Genomic DNA, 17,176 nt, shown 5'->3' on the forward strand with positions numbered 1-17,176 from the left:
TAATGCGGCGTTAGCCCTGTGCGGGCCGTCGCTGAACGTAAGTCGCACCGATCGTCAGCGCTTCCGCGCTAGCGTCCGACAGCTGGATTTCACCTTCCGCGCTGTCGACAAGATCGTGCGCCAGCCAGGCACAGACGGCGCGAGGTTCGATCTGGCCACCGCCGCCGCCGACCAACGTGTCCCGCAGGACAGGATCAAGCAGGATGCGAGGGCCCTCTGCCCTCACGGCCAACTCCACTTTGTCGTCTCGGCGCTCAGCGCCGACGTCAAGACGGCCTCCGCGAACGAGCGCGTCGCCGGCAATCATCGCCAAGTTCAGCAATAGCTTCACCGCATCCTTCGGCAGCTTCTCCTCGGCGACCCCCCAGCCCAGCTCGATTTTCTTTTCTGCTCCGAACAAGCCATTCAATGCGATCTGCGCCTCGTGCGTGTCGATCTCCTCGCCGAAGCTGCCGGCGGCACCGAATGCCAGCCGGAAGAACTTGAGCTTGTTGGCGGAGGCGCGGGCACTGTCGGCCAGCAGCTCCAGACAACGCTCACGCATCTCCTCGTCAGTTTCATCAGCAAGGAGTTCGATTCCATTGTTGAGTGCGCCAATTGGCGACAGAAGGTCGTGACACAGGCGCGAGCACAGCAAGCTGGCAAGTTCGGTCGGGCTCATCACCCTAGTTTGTGGGGCACGCGGACCGGAGGCGCAAGCTACCCAGGATTGAAGCTTAAATGCCGAATACCCATATCCCAGTCCGGATGGGGGGAATTCAGACGATCGATGTCCGCCTTGCGCCGGCTCATGCAGGCTGGCGTCTCGATCGTGCGCTTGCCGACGCCCTGCCCGCGCTATCGCGTGAGCGGCTCAAAACGTTAATTCGCACCGGCGCCGTCGAGACTGAGGGTAAGCCGGTCCGCGATCCGGCGACAAAGGTCCGCGGAGAAGAGGCCTTGCGCGTCGCAGTGCCGGAACCGACGCCGGCGCACAACGAAGCGCAGGACATTCCGCTGAACATCGCGTTCGAGGATGAGCACCTGCTCGTCGTCGAAAAGCCCGCCGGTTTGGTAGTGCACCCCGCCGCCGGCAATTTCGACGGGACGCTGGTCAACGCGTTGCTGCATCATTGCGGCGGATCGCTCTCTGGAATCGGCGGGGTTGCGCGGCCCGGCATCGTCCATCGAATCGACAAGGATACTTCCGGCCTGTTGGTCGTCGCGAAGAACGATGTGACCCACGAGGGTCTGGCGCGCCAGTTCGCCGCTCATTCGATCGACCGGCGCTACCTGGCGATCGTCAACTGCTTGCCGCTGACGGTCCATGGCACCGTCGATGCGCCACTGGCACGGTCAGCGGCAAACCGGAAAAAGATTGCAATCGTGCCTGAGGGCCGCGGCAAACGTGCCGTTACCCATTGGCGCCGGCTGGAAACCTTGCGCGATGCGGCTTTGGTCGAATGCCGGCTGGAAACTGGCCGGACCCATCAGGTTCGGGTCCACATGGCCTCGATTGGGCATCCGCTGGTGGGCGATCCGGTCTATGGCCGTTCGGGCAAGACCCATGGGAAGATACTGAAAGAATTGCAGTTTCAACGGCAGGCCCTGCACGCAGCGGAGCTTGGGTTTACGCACCCCGTAACCAAGGCCCAGCTGTCGTTTTCCAGTCCCATGCCGAAGGACATGCAGGAACTGTTCAACGCGCTTCGTGTATAGATTATGTGGCAAGGGCGATTTCCCGCGCGTACGGGCGTCCTTGCGAAGGGAGAAAGACGCTTAAGATGGCTACGCAAAAAGGGATTGTCTCGCTCCCCTCGTCCGGTGGGGAGGCCGGGCTCAACCGCTACCTCGCGGAGATCAAGAAGTTTCCGATCCTCAGCCCTGAGGAGGAATATATGCTCGCCAAGCGCTGGCGTGAGCATGGCGACACGGAGGCTGCCGCCAAGCTGGTGAACTCGCACCTGCGGCTCGTGTCGAAGATCGCCATGGGGTACCGCGGTTACGGCCTGCCGGTCAGCGAGCTGATCAGCGAAGGCAATATCGGCCTGATGCAGGGAGTGAAGAAGTTCGAGCCCGATCGTGGGTTCCGTCTCGCGACCTATGCGATGTGGTGGATTCGCGCCTCGATCCAGGAGTTCATCCTGCGCTCGTGGTCGTTGGTGAAGATGGGCACCACAGCCGCGCAGAAGAAACTGTTCTTCAACCTGCGCCGCATGAAAAACCAGATCGATGCCTTCGAGGAAGGCGATCTCAAGCCCGCCGACGTGACCAAGATCGCGACCGACCTTGGCGTCACCGAGGACGAAGTCATTTCGATGAACCGCCGCATGGGTATGGGCGGCGATACCAGCCTCAACGTCTCGCTGAAGGGCGATGAAGGCGGCGAGAGCCAATGGCAGGATTTCCTGGTCGATTCGGGTCCGCTCCAAGACGAGCGGATTGCGGAAGACGAAGAGACCCGCGTGCGCCATGATTTGCTGATGAGCGCGCTGGAAGGCCTCAACGACCGCGAAAAGCACATCTTGATGGAGCGCCGTTTGGCGGACGAGCCGAAGACCTTGGAAGAGTTAAGCCAGGTCTATGGCGTCAGCCGCGAACGGATTCGGCAGATCGAGGTGCGAGCATTCGAGAAGCTGCAGGCGGGGCTGTTGCGTCTCGCCGGCGAGCGGCGACTACTTCCCGCCGCCTGAGCCTTCGTCGCAGGCCAATTGTGGTGCTGCGGCGGTGAGACGCTCGCCCTCGCGAGACTCCTCAGGGCGATCCTGCACCTTGGCATCGCTAGCGACATTGTCCGCTGCCCACGCGCCGCGCCTGCCTAACGGTTTTGGCCTCCCGACGGTGCTGTCGTGCGCCGTCTGGTGCTCAATTTCGCTGTTGAGCTCGGCGCCAAAAATGAAAGCGTAGGCCGATAAATACATCCAGCTAAGCAGGGCTACGACGGTTCCAAGAGAGCCGTACGTGCGGTCATAATTCGTAAAGCGAGCGACGTAATAGCCAAAAGCCACCGTCAGGATCAGCAAGGTGATCGCCGCGAAGATCGATCCTGGAGAGATCCACTTCCAACGAGCCATCGTTCGTGACGGGCCGAAGCGGTACAGGGTTGCCGCGACGGCCGCGCCAAACAGCGTTACGAACAGGTAGCCCGCCGCCTTGCCCGCGAGCACGCTTCCGTAAGACGCCGCCGGGAAAAAACGCTGCAGCCCCGAGACAAGCGCCACCGCGACCAGCGCGACAAGGGCAAGAAGGAGTGCGCCAACCGTCATGCCGACGGCGAGGATGTAGAAGCGTAAAAGGCTCCGCTTCTCCTTCTCCTCGTAGGCGATATTGAGTGCCGTCAGGATCGCTGCGGCACCGTTAGTCCCGCCGTAGATCGCCACGGCGAATGCAAGCGCGATGGCAAAGCCCTTCGTCCCTTCGGAGGCTTTGACCGCATTCATCAGCTGATCGCCAATAAGCAGCGCCACGTCCCGGGGCAGAACGCCAGTGAGCGTCCGCATGTTCGTGATGACCGTATGGGGATCGGCCACCATGCCGTAGCTCAGCACAATCAAGCCCAGCAGCGAGAGAAGCGCGAAGAAACCGTAAAAGGCCACCCCTGCGGCAACGATTCCAACATTGTCGTCCCACGTTCGCTTGTAAGTCCGCGCCGCAATGTCCTTCCACGCTGCGGCCGGCATTCTCCACGGCGACTTCGCGAGATGCCCTTTGGGATCGATCATGGCTGCACAACAGCAGCGGCCCGATGCCGTTCCGCGACGAACCGTCAGCGATATTGGTAAGACCTCTTGCCAATCGCCGAAAACAGGCGGACGGTAAATCTTTCCAGATCGGCGCCGAAGCGCCTCTGAGAGAGCGGCTCGAGCGCCCGTGAACCGGACGAAGGAGAGTCGCATGGCTGGAGAATCTGCAAAAGGCACCCGAGTGATCGCGCTGGTGGGACCCGCCGGCGCGGGAAAGACGAGCCTTGCCGAGGCAATGCTGTTTGCAGCCGGTGCGACCGATCGCCTGGGATCGACGGCCAACGGCTCCAGCATCGGCGATTTCAGCGCGGAAAGCCGCCAGCGCGGTGGGTCGACCGAACTCAACCTCTATCATTTCGATTATCTCGGCGACCATTTTGCCATTCTGGACTGTCCCGGTTCCGTTGGCTTCGCTGCCGATGGCGCCAGAGCTCTCGCGATTGCTGACGTCGCGATCGTTGTGGTCGACCCCGATCCGGCGCGGGCGCCGCTTGCGGCGCCGGCGCTCCGCGCGCTTGATGAGCTGGGTATCCCACACCTTATCTTCGTCAATCGCATCGACCAGGCGCATGGCCGCATTCGCGACCTGCTGACCGCCCTGCAACCGATGAGCGTCTCTCCCCTCATCGCACGGCAGGTGCCGATCCGCGAAGGCGAGAAGATCAGCGGCTTCGTCGACCTGGCGTTGGAATATGCATTCAAATATCGCCCCGGCCAGGAATCCGAACGGATCGAAATCCCTGCGGACCTCCATGAGCGTGAAGCGGAAGCCCGCGCGCATATGCTCGAACAGTTGGCGGATCACGACGACGAGTTGCTTGAGCAACTGCTGATGGACGAGGCGCCATCCCGCGAGAAGATCCTCCAGGACCTCGCGCGCGAAACCGGCGACAATCTCGGCGTCCCCGTCCTGTTCGGCTCGGCGAACAGTTCCTGGGGCGTGCGCCGGCTGCTTAAGGCAATACGGCACGAAGCGCCGGGCCCGAGCGCCGCAGCCGACCGCCTGAGCGTTTCCAAGCCGTCGCTCTACGTGTTCAAGATCATTCACGGATTGATCGGACGGCTTGCCCTTTCGCGCATGCTGGGCGGCCGCATCAGCGAGGGTTCCGATCTGAAGACGGCGTCCGGGGAACACGCCCGGCTCGGTGCCCTCTTCCATGTTCAAGGCGAGAAAACCGCAAAGGTCGGCGAGGCCAACGATGGCGACGTCGTTGCGGTGGCGAAGATCGACAACGTTCGAGCCGGTGAATGGCTCGGCTCAGGCAAGCTGCCGCCGTCCGTCGACATCGGCTATCCAGCGCGCAATTGCGCGATCGCAATCGAGCCGGCCGACCGCAAGGATGACGTCAAGCTATCCGGTGCCTTGCAACGGCTCAGCGAGGAAGATTCGGCGCTAATTATCGAGCATGACGACCATAACCACGAGATCCGTCTGCGTGGCGTCAATGACGAGCATCTGAACACGGTTCTGGCGCGGCTGAAGCGGCGTTATGGCGTCGAGGTCAAAAGCCATCCACCCAGCGTCGGCTATCGCGAAAGCATCCGGAAATCGGTGACCCAGAAGGGTCGTCACAAGAAACAGTCCGGCGGGCATGGCCAGTTTGGCGACGTGATCATTGAGGTGAAGCCCCTCCCCCGCGGTTCGGGCTTCGTCTTCGAGGAGCGCATCCACGGCGGCTCCGTGCCCAAGCAATGGATTCCAGCCGTCGAAGAAGGTGTTCGCGAGGCCATGACCAAGGGCCCGCTTGGCTTCGAAGTGGTCGATTGCGCGGTCAGCCTTGTCGATGGCAGCTACCATAGCGTCGACAGCTCCGAACTTGCCTTTCGCCTCGCGGGCCGCATCGCCATGCAGGAAGCGCTGAACGCAGCGGGACCCCACTTGCTGGAGCCAATGCACAAGCTCACCGTCGTCTGTCCCACCAATGCCACGAGCCGCGTGACTTCGGCCGTAGCCGGGCGCCGCGGGCAAATGCTCGGCATGGCACCCCGCGACGGTTGGACGGGCTGGGACCGGATCGAGGCCCTCATTCCAGAGGCCGAGTTATCGGGCCTGGAGGCGGAGCTTCGCTCGCAAAGCCAGGGCCTTGCAACGTATGAAGCCCAGTTCGACCATCTCGCCGAACTGAACGGACCGCTGGCGGAGAAGGTCGTCCAGCAAAGGATGCCTGAGCCGGCGTAGCTTGCGCTCGCGGCCATGGCGGCTACGGCGCGGGAATGAGGCACTGGTTCAAAGACCAGCATTTCCGCTCGCTGCTCAAGAACACGAGCTATCTCGGCGCGTCGAAGATCGTTGCCGCGGTCTGCGGCGTAGCAACGCTGGCCCTCGCGGGCCGCGGGCTCGGCGTGCTGCTCTTTGGCACGCTGATCCTGATCACCAGCTACGTGAAGGCCGTTAGCGGCATTGCGAAGTTTCAGTCGTGGCAGCTTATCGTTCGCTACGGCGGTCATGGCCTGTCGCAGGGCGACCCCGAGCATTTCAAGGTCGCGACCGGGTTCGCCTTCGCGCTCGATGTCGTCAGCGGGATCGGCGGAATGCTGGTCGCGGTCATTCTCTTGCCGTTCATCGGCAATTGGGTCGGCATCAGTCCGCAGTACCTGTGGCTCGGCATGGCCTATTGCGCGCTTCTGCCGATCATGACCTCGGCAACCCCCGACGGGGTGCTGCGCGTTCTCGATCGGTTCGATCTCATCAGCTGGTCGGGCACGTTGAGCCCGATCGTCCGCGCAGTGCTTGCCGCGATCGCCTTCGCCACCGGCGCCTCGTTTCCTGTCTACGTCGCAATCTGGTTCGCAACCGACCTGATCGGCAATCTCTATCCCTGGTATCTTGGCTGGCGTGAGCTCCGGCGCAATGGACTCCTGGATGGCATCCGCCCAACTCTGCGGCCGGCAGCCCTCGAGGGCGCCTGGCGCTTTGCCATCGACGTCAATCTGGCGAGCAGCGTGCAGGCAGTCTGGGGACCTATCGGGCGACTGGTCGTGGGCGGGCTGCTCGGCCCGGCTGGCGCGGCGTTGTTCCGCGTTGCATCGACGCTCGCTGACAGCGCGCAGAAACCGGCCGATCTGCTGGGCAAAGCTTTTTACCCCGAAATCATGCGGATGGACCTGACATCAAAGAAGCCATGGAAGCTCATGCTCCGCGGCACCGCGCTGGTCAGCGCGGTCGCTGTGCTCGCAATCCTCATCCTGCTGGTCGGCGGGAAGCCACTGATGGTGCTGCTGTTCGGCAAGGATTTCGCCGGCGCCTACGTGCCCCTGGTCATCATGATGATCATCCCGTTACTCGGCATCTTCAGCTTCCCGTTAGCGCCGATGCTTTACGCCCTTGGTCGCTCGGACGGACCGCTAAAGGCAAAGCTGCTGGGGAGCGCGTTGTTCTTCATTACCATCGCGCCGCTCTCGTGGCGCTGGGACGTCATAGGCGCCGCCGTGGCGCTGGTCTTGGCCAATGTTGCCAATACTGGGGTGATGTTGCTCCAGCTCCGCACGGAGCACCGCCGCGTCCGGCCGCGAACGACCTAAAGCTGCTGCTCCTCGAAACCGCGCTCCTTAACCAGCCGATCAAGGTCCACGAGCGTCCGGAGTAAAGTCTCCATCCGATCGAGCGGCCAGGCGTTCGGACCGTCCGACTTGGCGTTGGCGGGATCGGGGTGCGTTTCCATGAACAATCCCGCGAGGCCGGTTGCGACGGCCGCCCGGGCAAGCACCGGCACAAACTCGCGCTGTCCGCCGGAGCTGGTCCCCTGTCCGCCTGGCAGCTGAACGCTGTGCGTGGCATCGAAAACGACAGGACAACCGGTTTCCCGCATGATCGCGAGACTCCGCATGTCGCTGACCAGATTGTTGTAGCCGAATGACGCGCCGCGCTCGCAGACCATGATAGTCTCGTCTGCGACGCCCGCGGCCCGCGCGGCGCCACGCGCCTTTTCGACCACGTTTGCCATGTCCTGAGGCGCCATGAACTGCGCCTTCTTGATATTCACGGGCTTCCCCGAGGCCGCAACCGCATGGATGAAATCCGTCTGCCGCGCCAGGAAGGCCGGCGTCTGGAGGATGTCGACAACCTCAGACACTGGCGCGATCTGCGAAACGTCGTGGACGTCGGTCAGGACGGGCAGACCCAGGGCGTCTTTGACCTTCTCGAGCACGCGAAGGCCCTCATCCATCCCCGGCCCACGATAGCTTCTGTCGGAAGATCGATTGGCCTTGTCGAAGCTGGATTTGAAGATGAAGTGAAGGCCCAGCCGTTCCGCGATTGCCTTCAGTCGCTCCGCAGTGCGTAATTGCAGCTCTTCGCTTTCGACCACGCAGGGCCCGGCAATCAGGAACAGGGGCTGGTCGAGCCCGACGTCACGTCCGCAGAGTTTCATTGTGCTCCCCTAGGCGAGGGAGTCGACAATCGCCACAGGCTGCCAGTCGCCCAGCCCGTGGTCGGCGCCGAAGTTCTCCGGAAATTGCTCGCCTGCATGGATCCCGCCAGTCACGAAGACGGCGTCGATTCCACGGCGAGCAGCGCCGAGCATGTCGGTCAGCAGCCCGTCCCCGATCGCGAGCACCTGTGCGGCGTCAGGATCGCCGGCACGGCGCAGGGCGTGCTCGTAGATTGCTGAGTGGGGCTTTCCGTACCAGGCAACTTCGCCGCCAAATGCCTCGTAGACGTCGGCTAGCGCGCCCGCGCACGGCTCGGAAACACCGCCGCGGATCACAACCCGGTCCGGATTCAGGCAATGCAGCGTCACGCCGCGCGCCGCATATTGCTCAAGTTCCTCTGCATACTCAGCCACCGTTGGCTTGTCTTCACTAAGGCCGGTGCAGGCTAGGTTCGCGAACATCTCATCAGCGGCGATCCGCACGCCGCGGCCCTCGAGCACCGCCCGATCGCCCTGCGTTCCGATGAAACCGACCGGCTCATTGAGCGCACGCAGGCCCTCGATACCTGCCTCGCCGCCCGTTTCGACAAAATCATAGGCATCCCTCGGCAGTCCCAGGCGCGCAAGTTGCGCGTCAACCTCATCAGCCGTTCGCGGCGCATTGGTAATCAGTACGACGCAGCGGCCCTCAGTCCGCCAAGCCCGTAAGCGTTCCGCCGCACCGGCGTACAGCGTCACCCCGTCATGGACGACGCCCCAAATGTCGCACAGGATAAGCCGGTAGCGCGCGTCCAGCGCGTCGAGGCTGCTCACTCGAGCCCTGCATCGACGAGCGCCTGCTCAATCGCCTCCATGTCCTCCGGGTTGTTCAGCTCGCGCAGTGCGAACGGCGGCGTCGCCACATCGACGACGGCAATCTTGATGCCGGCCGCCAGGAAGCGAAGCTGCTCGAGCCCCTCAAGCATCTCCAGTTCGCTCATCGGAGCCGAGACATACCGATCGAGTGCTTCGGGCCGATAGGCGTAAACGCCAACGTGCAACCGCACCGGTGACATCGCGCCCTCCAGCGCTCCCTTTGGAAGATGGGGGATCAAGCGCTTGGAAAAATAAAGTGCGTGCCCTTGGTCGTCAGTAACCACCGACGTCCCGCCGACCCGACCGACGGCCTCTTCGTCCTGAAGCGCGCGAGCCTCGCTGCTGCGAAGCCGCATGGCCGGGGTGGCGACGAGCGCATCCTGGTCCTGATCCATCCGGCCGATCAGCGCTTCGACGAACCCGGGCGGAGTCAGCAGCGCATCGCCCTGAAAATTAATGACGAGGTCGGGGGCGTGCAGCGACTTCAGCGCCTCTGCGCAACGTTCGGTGCCATTGCGGCATTCCGGCGAGGTCATGATCACGCCAACACTGAGGGCTGAACATGCGTCAGCGATGCGGTCGTCATCGGTCGTCACGAAGACTTCGGAAACGCCCGCTACGCGCCGCGCTGCCTCCACGCTCCGCTGAATCAGCGACTTTGCAGCTCCGTTCGCCCCCCTTATTTCCGCCAGCGGCTTTCCTGGATAGCGCGTCGATTGATAGCGCGCCGGGATTAGGATGACCGACTTCATCGGGCGGCGGGGCAGTCGTGGATGTGAAGCACGCCGACCGGTCGTTTTCCGCTCTCCTGCTCATCGACCACGAACAGCGCCGTGATCTTATATTCGTCGAACAGTGGCAGCGCGTCATCGATAAGATCGTCGGGGTGCACCGTCTTTGGATCGCGGGTCATGAAGTCTGCTGCAGGATGATCAAGGCCACGCTCGATGTTACGGCGAAGGTCACCGTCCGTGATTACCCCGATCAGAAAGCCATGTTCGTCAGTGACGCCAATTACCCCCAGGCGTTTGGCCGACATCTCGACGATGGTGTCGTGCATCGAGCTATCGGCGCGCGTTAGCGGAATTGCATCTCCGCGGTGCATGAGGCGGTGAATTGGGCGGAGGCGCGATCCCAGGGAGCCGCCGGGATGAAGCCAGCTGAAGTCGGTCCGGGTCACGCCCTTCTGCCGCATCACCGTCATCGCGAGCGCATCACCGAGCGCGAGCGTCATCGTCGTCGACGTCGTGGGAGCTACCGATTCCGGGCCCACCTCGGGCCAATGCGGCAGGAGGAGCGTGGCGCTTGCTGCGTCGGCGAGCATCGTCCCGGGATGGCCGGTAATGCCGATGATCGGGATCTGCGCACGCTGGAAATGATCGATGACCGGCTCGAGCTCCGCCGTCTCACCGCTCTGGGAAATGAGGATCGCGACGTCGCCCTTGGCCGCCATGCCCAGATCGCCGTGGATCGCCTCGGCCAGGTGGAGGAATACCGCGGTGGTCCCGGTGGACGCGAAGGTGGCGGCAATCTTGCGCGCCACGTGGCCCGACTTGCCGAGCCCGCTGACGATGAGCTTTCCGCGGCAGTCGTAGATGAGGGAGATGGCGCGTTCGAACGGCTCGCCCAAGCCGTCGGCGAGCGCATCGAGCGCCCGCGCTTCGTCGTGAAGGATCGCCCGTCCAAACTCGAGCACGCCTACCGGGGACGGATTGTCCGCTGCCATGATGCGCGCCCTAGCCACCTGCCTGCCCGCTGTGAAGCGCTTGACGTCAACAGCCGCAGCGGCTTGGGTCGGCGGCTTGAGGGGAGCCACATGGCCAAGAAACTGACGCGTTACATCCTGATTGCCTTGGTGCTGGGCATCATCGCCGGCTGGGCGATCAACGCTGCGATCGACGACGGCACGCCGGCCAGCGCCGCGCACCTGAAGTCGATTGCGGACTATCTGAGCATCGTAACCGCGCTGTTTCTGCGATTGATCAAGATGATCATCGCGCCCCTCGTTTTCTCAACGCTCGTGGCGGGCATCGCGCACATGGGTGACGTCGCGGCGCTCGGGCGCGTGGGCGTGCGCTCTCTCGCCTGGTTCATTTTGGCGAGCCTCGTCTCGCTGACGCTGGGCCTGCTGCTGGTGAACTTCCTTCAGCCAGGCGTGGGCCTGTCGCTGCCGATCCCTCCGACCACTGCCGCAAGCGGAGTGGATGCTGCCGCCTTCAACCTGAAGGACTTCGTCACCCACCTCGTGCCCGCATCAATCTTCGAGGCAATGAGCAAGAACGAGATCCTGCCGATCGTCATCTTCTCGATCTTCTTCGGCGTCGCCCTGACGGCCATCGGGGAAGCCGGGCGCCCAATCGTCAAAGGCGTCGAATCGCTGGTGAAGGTCATGCTGCAGGTGACCGACTACGTGATGCGCTTTGCGCCCTTCGCGGTGTTCACCGCCGTAGCCAGCGCCATCGCCGAAAAGGGCCCGGAAATCTTGTTCACCTTCGGAAAGTTCGTCGGCAGCTTCTATCTCGGCCTGGCAATCCTCTGGTGCCTGCTGATCGGTGCCGCGTTCGTGATCGTCGGTGGCCGGACCCGGCACCTGGTTCGGTATATCCGCGATCCGGTCGTGCTTGCCTTCTCCACGGCGTCGAGCGAGGCAGCTTATCCCCGGACGCTTGAGGCCTTGGACCGGTTCGGTGTGCCGCCGCGAATCGCCAGCTTCGTCCTGCCACTCGGTTATTCGTTCAATCTCGACGGCTCGATGATGTACATGACCTTCGCGACGATTTTCATCGCGCAGGCCTATGGGATCCATCTGAACTTCGGCCAGGAGATGACTATGCTCCTGGTAATGATGGTAACGTCGAAGGGCATGGCCGGAGTACCGCGTGCCAGCCTCGTCGTCATTGCCGCGACGTTGGGCATGTTCAAGATTCCCGAAGCCGGACTTCTGCTCATCCTCGCAGTCGACCACTTCCTGGACATGGGTCGTTCGGCGACCAACGTCGTCGGCAATGCCGTGGCCTCGACGGTCGTCGCCCGATGGGAGGGCACGCTCGACGCGCCTGAGCCTGCGGACATCGAACCACCGCATGCGCCGTCCCACCGCCCTGGCCCGGCCAAGGCGGAGGATCATTTCTAGGCGAAGGGCTGGTCGATCGACGGAGGCGGCGTCGTGAACCACTTTGGACCGGCTTCCGTCATGTGGAAGCAGTCCTCGAACCGGATGCCGAACTTGCCGGGGAGGTAGATGCCTGGCTCGTTGGAAAAGCACATGCCCGCGGCAAGCGGCGTCATCTCGCCGTGGACGAGATTGACCGGCTCATGGCCTTCCATGCCGATGCCGTGGCCGGTGCGATGGGAGGTTCCGGGCAGCTTGTACCCGGGGCCGTAGCCCCAGCTCTCGTATGCACGGCGCACCGCATCGTCGACGCTGCCCGCCGGCGCGCCGACCTTCGCGGCGGACATGGCGATGTCCTGACCACGACGGACCCGTTGCGCGACCTTGCGCTGCTCGGGTGTCGGGGCGGCGCCAAAGATGAAGCTGCGCGAGATATCCGATTGATATCCGTGCACAGAACAGCCGCAATCCATCAGCACCACTTCGCCGCGCCGCACTGCCTGCGGCTTATGGCTCCCATGCGGATAAGCCGAGGCTTCGCCGAGCAGGATCAAGCCGCCGTCATAGGCGCCACCCATTCTCTTGTGCGCAGCCGCGACCAGCGCATCGACATCGGCCGGACTCATGCCCTCGCGCATATGCTGTCCGGCGTATTTCAGCGATGCTTCGGTGATATCGGCTGCCGCCTGCATCAGAGCGAGTTCGGCGGGCGTCTTGATCATTCGGCAGCCGCGAACAACCGGATTTGCGGTCACCGCCCGCAGCTTCGGAAGTTGCTGACGAAGCCTGTCGAAGATGAAGAAGCGGTCGGTTTCCTCAAAGCCCACGGCACCGTCGGCCACGCGCCGTTCGCGAAGGACGTCAGCGACGAATTTCAGCGGCTCCTCGTCTTCGTTCCAGGTTCGGATCTCCGCCGGCACCGAAAGACTTTCCGCTACCGAAGGGCGCTCGAAGAACGGTGTAACGATGATGGGATCGCCCCGCATTGGGATGACCGCGGCGGTGAGGCGCTCGGAACGCCACCACTGCACGCCAGTGAAATAGTCGAGGCTGGCGCCGGGCTCGACAATGATCGCGCCGATGCCGTGCTTCGCCATCAGCGAGCGGGCCTTGGCGAGACGCGCCAGACGCTCGGCCGAAGTGATCGGTGGCGGTAGCGTAATCTTCGGCAGCTCGTCAGCGGCCTGGGCAAAGACGCGGTCCAGCGGCACGGTGAGCGCTGCGGCCATGGCTCCCGCACCTTGCAGGAAATGGCGGCGGCGAACTTTAGTATCGAGCATCGAAGAACCCCCGAAAGAGATCCGGCACTGTTGCACGGCGCAAGGCAATCGGCCAGCAGGCGCCGCTCCATGTTCGACTCCCTGGCTCATGACGGCGTGAAGCGCCCCGGCACCCGCGAGATGACCTTCATGCTCGCGGGGTTAATGGCGCTCAACGCGTTCGCAATCGACGCCATGGTTCCCGCGCTGCCGGCGATCGGCGATTCGCTTCGAGTAACGACGGAAAACGACCGTCAGCTGGTAGTGATCGCTTACTTCGTCGGCTTCGCCTCGACCCAATTGTTTTGGGGACCGCTCGCCGATCGGTTCGGGCGCAAGCCGATCCTCGCCGCCGGGATCAGCCTGTACACCTTGTTCGCCCTCCTCTGCGCGTTCGCAGGCACCTTCCCGCTGCTGATCGCCTCGCGGTTCGCAATGGGCGCCTCGGCCGCGGTGACACGGGTGCTGGTGGTCGCCATGGTGCGCGACCTGTTCGAGGCCGAAGCCATGGCGCGCGTGATGAGCCTGGTGTTCATGACCTTCATGCTGGTGCCGGTGCTGGCACCGAACATCGGGCAAGCCATCTTGCTGGTCGCCTCCTGGCGGGCAATCTTCATCGTGCTTGCCGGATACGCCCTTCTGATGCTGGCTTGGTCGGCGTGGCGTTTGCCCGAGACGTTGCACCCTGAATTCCGTCGCTCACTGCGATGGAGGGAAATGGGCGGCGCGATGATGGAAGCGGTGCGCGATCCCCTCTCTCGCGGCTACACGCTGGCGCTCGCCTCGACCTTCTCGGCCCTGATCGCCTATATCTCGTCCATCCAGCAGATCGTCTTCGATGTGTTTGACGAGGGCCGCTACATCGGACTGGTGTTCGCGGGGATCGCGGCGCCGATGGCCCTCGCCTCCTGGCTCAACTCCCGATTCGTCGGACGCTTTGGACTGCGGCGGGTCGGGCACAGCGCCGCGGTGATGTTCGCCGTCATCACCAGCCTGCACGCGCTGATCGGCCTGACGGGACATGAGAGCCTGCCGGTGTTCGTGGTGATGCAAAGCCTGGCGATGGCGAGCTTTGCCTTTACCTCGTCCAACCTTGGCACGCTGGCGATGGAGCGAATGGCGCCGATCGCCGGCACCGCTTCATCGATCCAGGGTGTGGTCGGGACGCTGGGCGCGGCGATTGTCGGCTTTGCGATCGGCCAGGCGTTCGACGGAACGGTGCGCCCGTATCTGATCGGCTGCGCGCTCGCTGCCATCGCCGCGCTCATCATCATCGTGCTGACCGAGCCGAAGCGGCTCTTCGCCCGGCTCGAGCCCAGCCGGCCGGCGACCTTCGGTGGCTGCGATCCCGAGGACCTTTGCTAGACCAGCTTGGCGGAAAGCGCATTGGACCGCTGCCCGCCGCTGGGGATCTTAACCGGCGACTTCTTCTTCCTCGGGTCCGGCCATGAGAGCCTCGCCCACTTCCTCGGTCTTGCCGCGGATCGCGTTTTCGATGCGCCGCGCGATCTCGGGGTTTTCCTTGAGGTAGGTCTTGGCGTTCTCGCGGCCTTGACCGATGCGGATCGAGTCATAGCTGAACCACGCGCCCGACTTTTCGACCAGACCGGCCTTGACGCCAAGGTCGAGGATTTCGCCGACCTTGCTGACGCCCTCACCGTACATGATGTCGAATTCGACCTGCTTGAACGGCGGCGCGACCTTGTTCTTGACGACCTTCACCCGGGTGGCGTTGCCGACGATGTCGTCGCGGTCCTTGATCTGGCCGGTGCGGCGAATGTCGAGGCGGACCGAGGCGTAGAACTTCAGCGCGTTGCCGCCCGTCGTAGTTTCCGGATTTCCGTACATGACGCCGATCTTCATGCGGACTTGGTTGATGAAGATGACCGTGCAGCGCGAGCGGCTGATCGAACCGGTCAGCTTGCGCAGGGCCTGGCTCATCAGGCGGGCCTGAAGGCCGACGTGACTGTCGCCCATTTCCCCCTCGATCTCGGCGCGCGGCACCAGCGCGGCGACGGAGTCGACCACCAGCACGTCGATCGCATTGGAGCGGACCAGCGTATCGACGATTTCCAGCGCCTGCTCGCCCGTATCGGGCTGCGACACGATCAGCTCGTCGATGTTGACGCGAAGCTTCTTGGCGTAGACCGGATCGAGCGCATGCTCGGCGTCGACGAAAGCGGCGGTGCCGCCCGTCTTCTGCGCCTCGGCAATCGCGTGGAGTGCCAGCGTCGTCTTGCCCGAGCTTTCCGGCCCGTAGATCTCAATGATGCGGCCGCGCGGAATGCCGCCGACGCCAAGCGCGATGTCCAGCCCGAGGCTGCCGGTCGAAATGGTTTCGATCTCGATCTTTTCGCGGCTGCCAAGCTTCATCGCCGAGCCCTTGCCGAAGGCGCGATCAATCTGCGCAAGGGCGGCTTCAAGGGCCTTCTGACGGTCCGTGCCTGAGCTGTTCAAGGTACTGTTTTCCAATGCGTTGCCAATGACTTTAAGCGTCGCTGCCATGTCCCTTGCCTCCGTTCAAGCTGCAATCGATGGCGGCCGAGCCCCGCCTGTGGAGAAGTGTTCGTATCCGATTTGTTCTCGTGGAACAAGTGTGGAACGTGCTTATCTTCATTAAGTTCACGCCGGGCGGCCGCATTTGCGTGAACTTAGGCCGCGCAGCCCTCTACAAACGGCGAATTCGCGGGCCATTCATGGCCTTTGCTTTCGCCAACATGCGGTCCAGTTCTTCCTGATAAGCCCGCGCGGCTTCCTCGCGCGCTTGGCGCTCGGCGGCGCGCTGTTCGTCGAGCGCCTTCATCTCCATGAAATAGGCATGACGGTTGAGCGCGTCGTTGCGGTAGTATTTGACGTCGTTGCAGCGGCCGCTGAGCAGGGCGAACGCAAGGCGGTCATTGCGGCGATGCTCGATTCGGACCAGCCGGCCCTTACGATAGACAGGCACCAATGAACCGTTCAGCGCACGGTCGAGCGCATCTTCGCGCATGCGATCGAGGCCCTCCTTCGCCGCCTGGTCCCAAGCGACCGCAAAGCCGTCGGCTCCCTCAACCCGAAGCAGGCGGTAAGCGCTACTGACGCTTCGTCCCACGGCGCGGGCGGCGACGCTGACACAGCCCGTCTGCTGCAGGCAGGCGATGAATTCGCGCTGCACTTGCTCCGACCAGCCACCGCGGCGGTTCCGAAGTCGGGGCACCGGATCGAACGCGATTGGATCCGGCGCCGGCTCGGCATCGCGGTCCGCGAGCAGGTCGGCGGCGGTCACAGTGACCGGGATGCGGGCAACAAGCTGATGGCTTAGCGTGAGGCGATCGGGTTTGTGCGTCATCCGCGAGGATATGCGGGATCAATCACCATGTAGGAAAGGCTTCGCGCGGCAACGGGACCATCGCGACGAAGCAGCGGATTGCTACGGGGTGCTGGGGGCAGGTCAATGGCCGCCCGCCCCCAGCGGGGGGCTCATCTCGACGCGCCAGCGATGCTGATCGTCATCACGAGCGGCGTGCCGAAACTTGCAGCACGAAACGCTTGCCGGATCTGCGGCCGCGCACCCGCCCAGGCGCCGTCCTGGCAATAATGGCGGTCGTAATCGGCGGTGTCGTCCACGCGGTCTGCCGTAAGTCTGACCGGGCAAACCTCGTCCACGGCCGCGTAAACGCGGTGAATTAGCAGCCGCTTGCCCTCGCGTGAAGTCAGCGACAGGTCGGCGTACGAAACGTAGCGAACCATCGGATCAACGCGCTTCGAAATGACGACGGGCTTGACCGGTCTGGCGGTTGAAGTTGCCGAGAACAGCATCGAACCGGCAAGGGCAGCTCCGACGAATGCTAATTGCCGCATGGGCATGCGAGCTCTCCT

At 63.4% G+C, this 17,176-nt stretch carries 16 protein-coding genes; 6 read left to right on the plus strand and 10 right to left on the minus strand.

Annotated features, from left to right (window positions below):
- Window positions 1-10: 10 nt before the first annotated feature.
- The gene (locus QU596_RS03365; protein ID WP_308517160.1) at window positions 11-661 is read right to left on the minus strand and encodes a histidine phosphotransferase family protein; all 651 of its coding nucleotides are present in this window, start codon (window positions 659-661) and stop codon (window positions 11-13) included.
- Between the two features lie 59 nt (window positions 662-720).
- Between QU596_RS03365 and QU596_RS03370 the strand changes: the two genes are divergently transcribed.
- Together QU596_RS03370 and rpoH are read left to right on the plus strand one after the other, a co-directional pair.
- Window positions 721-1,698: an RluA family pseudouridine synthase gene (locus tag QU596_RS03370; RefSeq protein WP_420030938.1), complete on the plus strand. Its 978-nt coding sequence runs from the start codon at window positions 721-723 to the stop codon at window positions 1,696-1,698.
- Window positions 1,699-1,763: 65 nt separating this feature from the next.
- Window positions 1,764-2,672: an RNA polymerase sigma factor RpoH gene (gene rpoH, locus QU596_RS03375; RefSeq protein WP_308517161.1), complete on the plus strand. Its 909-nt coding sequence runs from the start codon at window positions 1,764-1,766 to the stop codon at window positions 2,670-2,672.
- Here rpoH and QU596_RS03380 read toward each other — a convergent pair.
- Window positions 2,655-3,701 (minus strand): YihY/virulence factor BrkB family protein, encoded by a 1,047-nt coding sequence (locus tag QU596_RS03380; protein ID WP_308517163.1) that lies wholly within the window; start codon window positions 3,699-3,701, stop codon window positions 2,655-2,657. The two genes, rpoH and QU596_RS03380, sit on opposite strands and share 18 nt — an antisense overlap.
- Window positions 3,702-3,873: 172 nt before the next feature.
- Here QU596_RS03380 and QU596_RS03385 point away from each other — a divergent pair, with 172 nt between their 5' ends.
- Both QU596_RS03385 and QU596_RS03390 read left to right on the plus strand, forming a co-directional pair.
- On the plus strand, window positions 3,874-5,901 hold the full coding sequence (locus tag QU596_RS03385) for an elongation factor G (RefSeq protein WP_308517165.1): 2,028 nt from the start codon (window positions 3,874-3,876) through the stop codon (window positions 5,899-5,901).
- Window positions 5,902-5,936: 35 nt separating this feature from the next.
- A complete protein-coding gene (locus QU596_RS03390; RefSeq protein WP_308517168.1) occupies window positions 5,937-7,244 on the plus strand; it encodes a lipopolysaccharide biosynthesis protein in 1,308 nt (435 codons plus the stop codon).
- Here QU596_RS03390 and kdsA read toward each other — a convergent pair.
- Genes kdsA through QU596_RS03410 form a run of 4 tightly spaced genes read right to left on the minus strand, consistent with a single transcriptional unit; the run spans window position 7,241 to window position 10,673 of the window.
- The gene (kdsA, locus tag QU596_RS03395) at window positions 7,241-8,092 is read right to left on the minus strand and encodes a 3-deoxy-8-phosphooctulonate synthase (protein WP_308517170.1); all 852 of its coding nucleotides are present in this window, start codon (window positions 8,090-8,092) and stop codon (window positions 7,241-7,243) included. The genes QU596_RS03390 and kdsA overlap by 4 nt on opposite strands.
- A 9-nt stretch (window positions 8,093-8,101) precedes the next feature.
- The gene (locus QU596_RS03400) at window positions 8,102-8,905 is read right to left on the minus strand and encodes a TIGR01459 family HAD-type hydrolase (protein ID WP_308517171.1); all 804 of its coding nucleotides are present in this window, start codon (window positions 8,903-8,905) and stop codon (window positions 8,102-8,104) included.
- Entirely contained in the window at window positions 8,902-9,699 is a 798-nt protein-coding gene (locus tag QU596_RS03405) for a 3-deoxy-manno-octulosonate cytidylyltransferase (protein ID WP_308517172.1), read from the minus strand. Before QU596_RS03405 ends, QU596_RS03400 begins: the two co-directional genes overlap by 4 nt.
- Window positions 9,696-10,673, minus strand: coding sequence for a KpsF/GutQ family sugar-phosphate isomerase (locus tag QU596_RS03410; RefSeq protein ID WP_308517173.1), 978 nt, complete (start codon window positions 10,671-10,673; stop codon window positions 9,696-9,698). The genes QU596_RS03405 and QU596_RS03410 overlap by 4 nt, the downstream gene beginning before the upstream one ends.
- Before the next feature lie 90 nt (window positions 10,674-10,763).
- Here QU596_RS03410 and QU596_RS03415 point away from each other — a divergent pair, with 90 nt between their 5' ends.
- The gene (locus QU596_RS03415) at window positions 10,764-12,080 is read left to right on the plus strand and encodes a dicarboxylate/amino acid:cation symporter (protein WP_308517174.1); all 1,317 of its coding nucleotides are present in this window, start codon (window positions 10,764-10,766) and stop codon (window positions 12,078-12,080) included.
- Here QU596_RS03415 and QU596_RS03420 read toward each other — a convergent pair.
- Window positions 12,077-13,288 (minus strand): M24 family metallopeptidase, encoded by a 1,212-nt coding sequence (locus QU596_RS03420; RefSeq protein ID WP_308517176.1) that lies wholly within the window; start codon window positions 13,286-13,288, stop codon window positions 12,077-12,079. The two genes, QU596_RS03415 and QU596_RS03420, sit on opposite strands and share 4 nt — an antisense overlap.
- A gap of 21 nt (window positions 13,289-13,309) precedes the next feature.
- Between QU596_RS03420 and QU596_RS03425 the strand changes: the two genes are divergently transcribed.
- Window positions 13,310-14,683: a multidrug effflux MFS transporter gene (locus QU596_RS03425; protein ID WP_308517178.1), complete on the plus strand. Its 1,374-nt coding sequence runs from the start codon at window positions 13,310-13,312 to the stop codon at window positions 14,681-14,683.
- 48 nt (window positions 14,684-14,731) lie between these two features.
- Here the strand turns inward: QU596_RS03425 and recA are convergent, their stop codons facing one another.
- The 3 genes from recA to QU596_RS03440 all read right to left on the minus strand — a co-directional run bounded on the left by recA (window position 14,732) and on the right by QU596_RS03440 (window position 17,158).
- Complete coding sequence (recA, locus tag QU596_RS03430) at window positions 14,732-15,823, minus strand: recombinase RecA (RefSeq protein WP_308517179.1); 1,092 nt, start codon at window positions 15,821-15,823, stop codon at window positions 14,732-14,734.
- Window positions 15,824-15,986: 163 nt separating this feature from the next.
- The gene (locus tag QU596_RS03435; RefSeq protein WP_308517180.1) at window positions 15,987-16,646 is read right to left on the minus strand and encodes a hypothetical protein; all 660 of its coding nucleotides are present in this window, start codon (window positions 16,644-16,646) and stop codon (window positions 15,987-15,989) included.
- 131 nt (window positions 16,647-16,777) lie between these two features.
- A complete protein-coding gene (locus QU596_RS03440; RefSeq protein WP_308517182.1) occupies window positions 16,778-17,158 on the minus strand; it encodes a UrcA family protein in 381 nt (126 codons plus the stop codon).
- Window positions 17,159-17,176: the final 18 nt, after the last annotated feature.

Source organism: Sphingomonas flavescens, from assembly GCF_030866745.1.
GTDB lineage: Bacteria > Pseudomonadota > Alphaproteobacteria > Sphingomonadales > Sphingomonadaceae > Sphingomicrobium > Sphingomicrobium flavescens.

Bases quoted from the DNA above. Each gene is read 5' to 3' on its own strand.
- QU596_RS03365 (WP_308517160.1), bottom strand. From the start codon at position 661: ATGAGCCCGACCGAACTTGCCAGCTTGCTGTGCTCGCGCCTGTGTCAC.
- QU596_RS03370 (WP_420030938.1), top strand. From the start codon at position 721: ATGCCGAATACCCATATCCCAGTCCGGATGGGGGGAATTCAGACGATC.
- rpoH (WP_308517161.1), top strand. From the start codon at position 1,764: ATGGCTACGCAAAAAGGGATTGTCTCGCTCCCCTCGTCCGGTGGGGAG.
- QU596_RS03380 (WP_308517163.1), bottom strand. From the start codon at position 3,701: ATGATCGATCCCAAAGGGCATCTCGCGAAGTCGCCGTGGAGAATGCCG.
- QU596_RS03385 (WP_308517165.1), top strand. From the start codon at position 3,874: ATGGCTGGAGAATCTGCAAAAGGCACCCGAGTGATCGCGCTGGTGGGA.
- QU596_RS03390 (WP_308517168.1), top strand. From the start codon at position 5,937: ATGAGGCACTGGTTCAAAGACCAGCATTTCCGCTCGCTGCTCAAGAAC.
- kdsA (WP_308517170.1), bottom strand. From the start codon at position 8,092: ATGAAACTCTGCGGACGTGACGTCGGGCTCGACCAGCCCCTGTTCCTG.
- QU596_RS03405 (WP_308517172.1), bottom strand. From the start codon at position 9,699: ATGAAGTCGGTCATCCTAATCCCGGCGCGCTATCAATCGACGCGCTAT.
- QU596_RS03410 (WP_308517173.1), bottom strand. From the start codon at position 10,673: ATGGCAGCGGACAATCCGTCCCCGGTAGGCGTGCTCGAGTTTGGACGG.
- QU596_RS03415 (WP_308517174.1), top strand. From the start codon at position 10,764: ATGGCCAAGAAACTGACGCGTTACATCCTGATTGCCTTGGTGCTGGGC.
- QU596_RS03420 (WP_308517176.1), bottom strand. From the start codon at position 13,288: ATGGCCGCAGCGCTCACCGTGCCGCTGGACCGCGTCTTTGCCCAGGCC.
- QU596_RS03425 (WP_308517178.1), top strand. From the start codon at position 13,310: ATGGCGGCGGCGAACTTTAGTATCGAGCATCGAAGAACCCCCGAAAGA.
- recA (WP_308517179.1), bottom strand. From the start codon at position 15,823: ATGGCAGCGACGCTTAAAGTCATTGGCAACGCATTGGAAAACAGTACC.
- QU596_RS03435 (WP_308517180.1), bottom strand. From the start codon at position 16,646: ATGACGCACAAACCCGATCGCCTCACGCTAAGCCATCAGCTTGTTGCC.
- QU596_RS03440 (WP_308517182.1), bottom strand. From the start codon at position 17,158: ATGCGGCAATTAGCATTCGTCGGAGCTGCCCTTGCCGGTTCGATGCTG.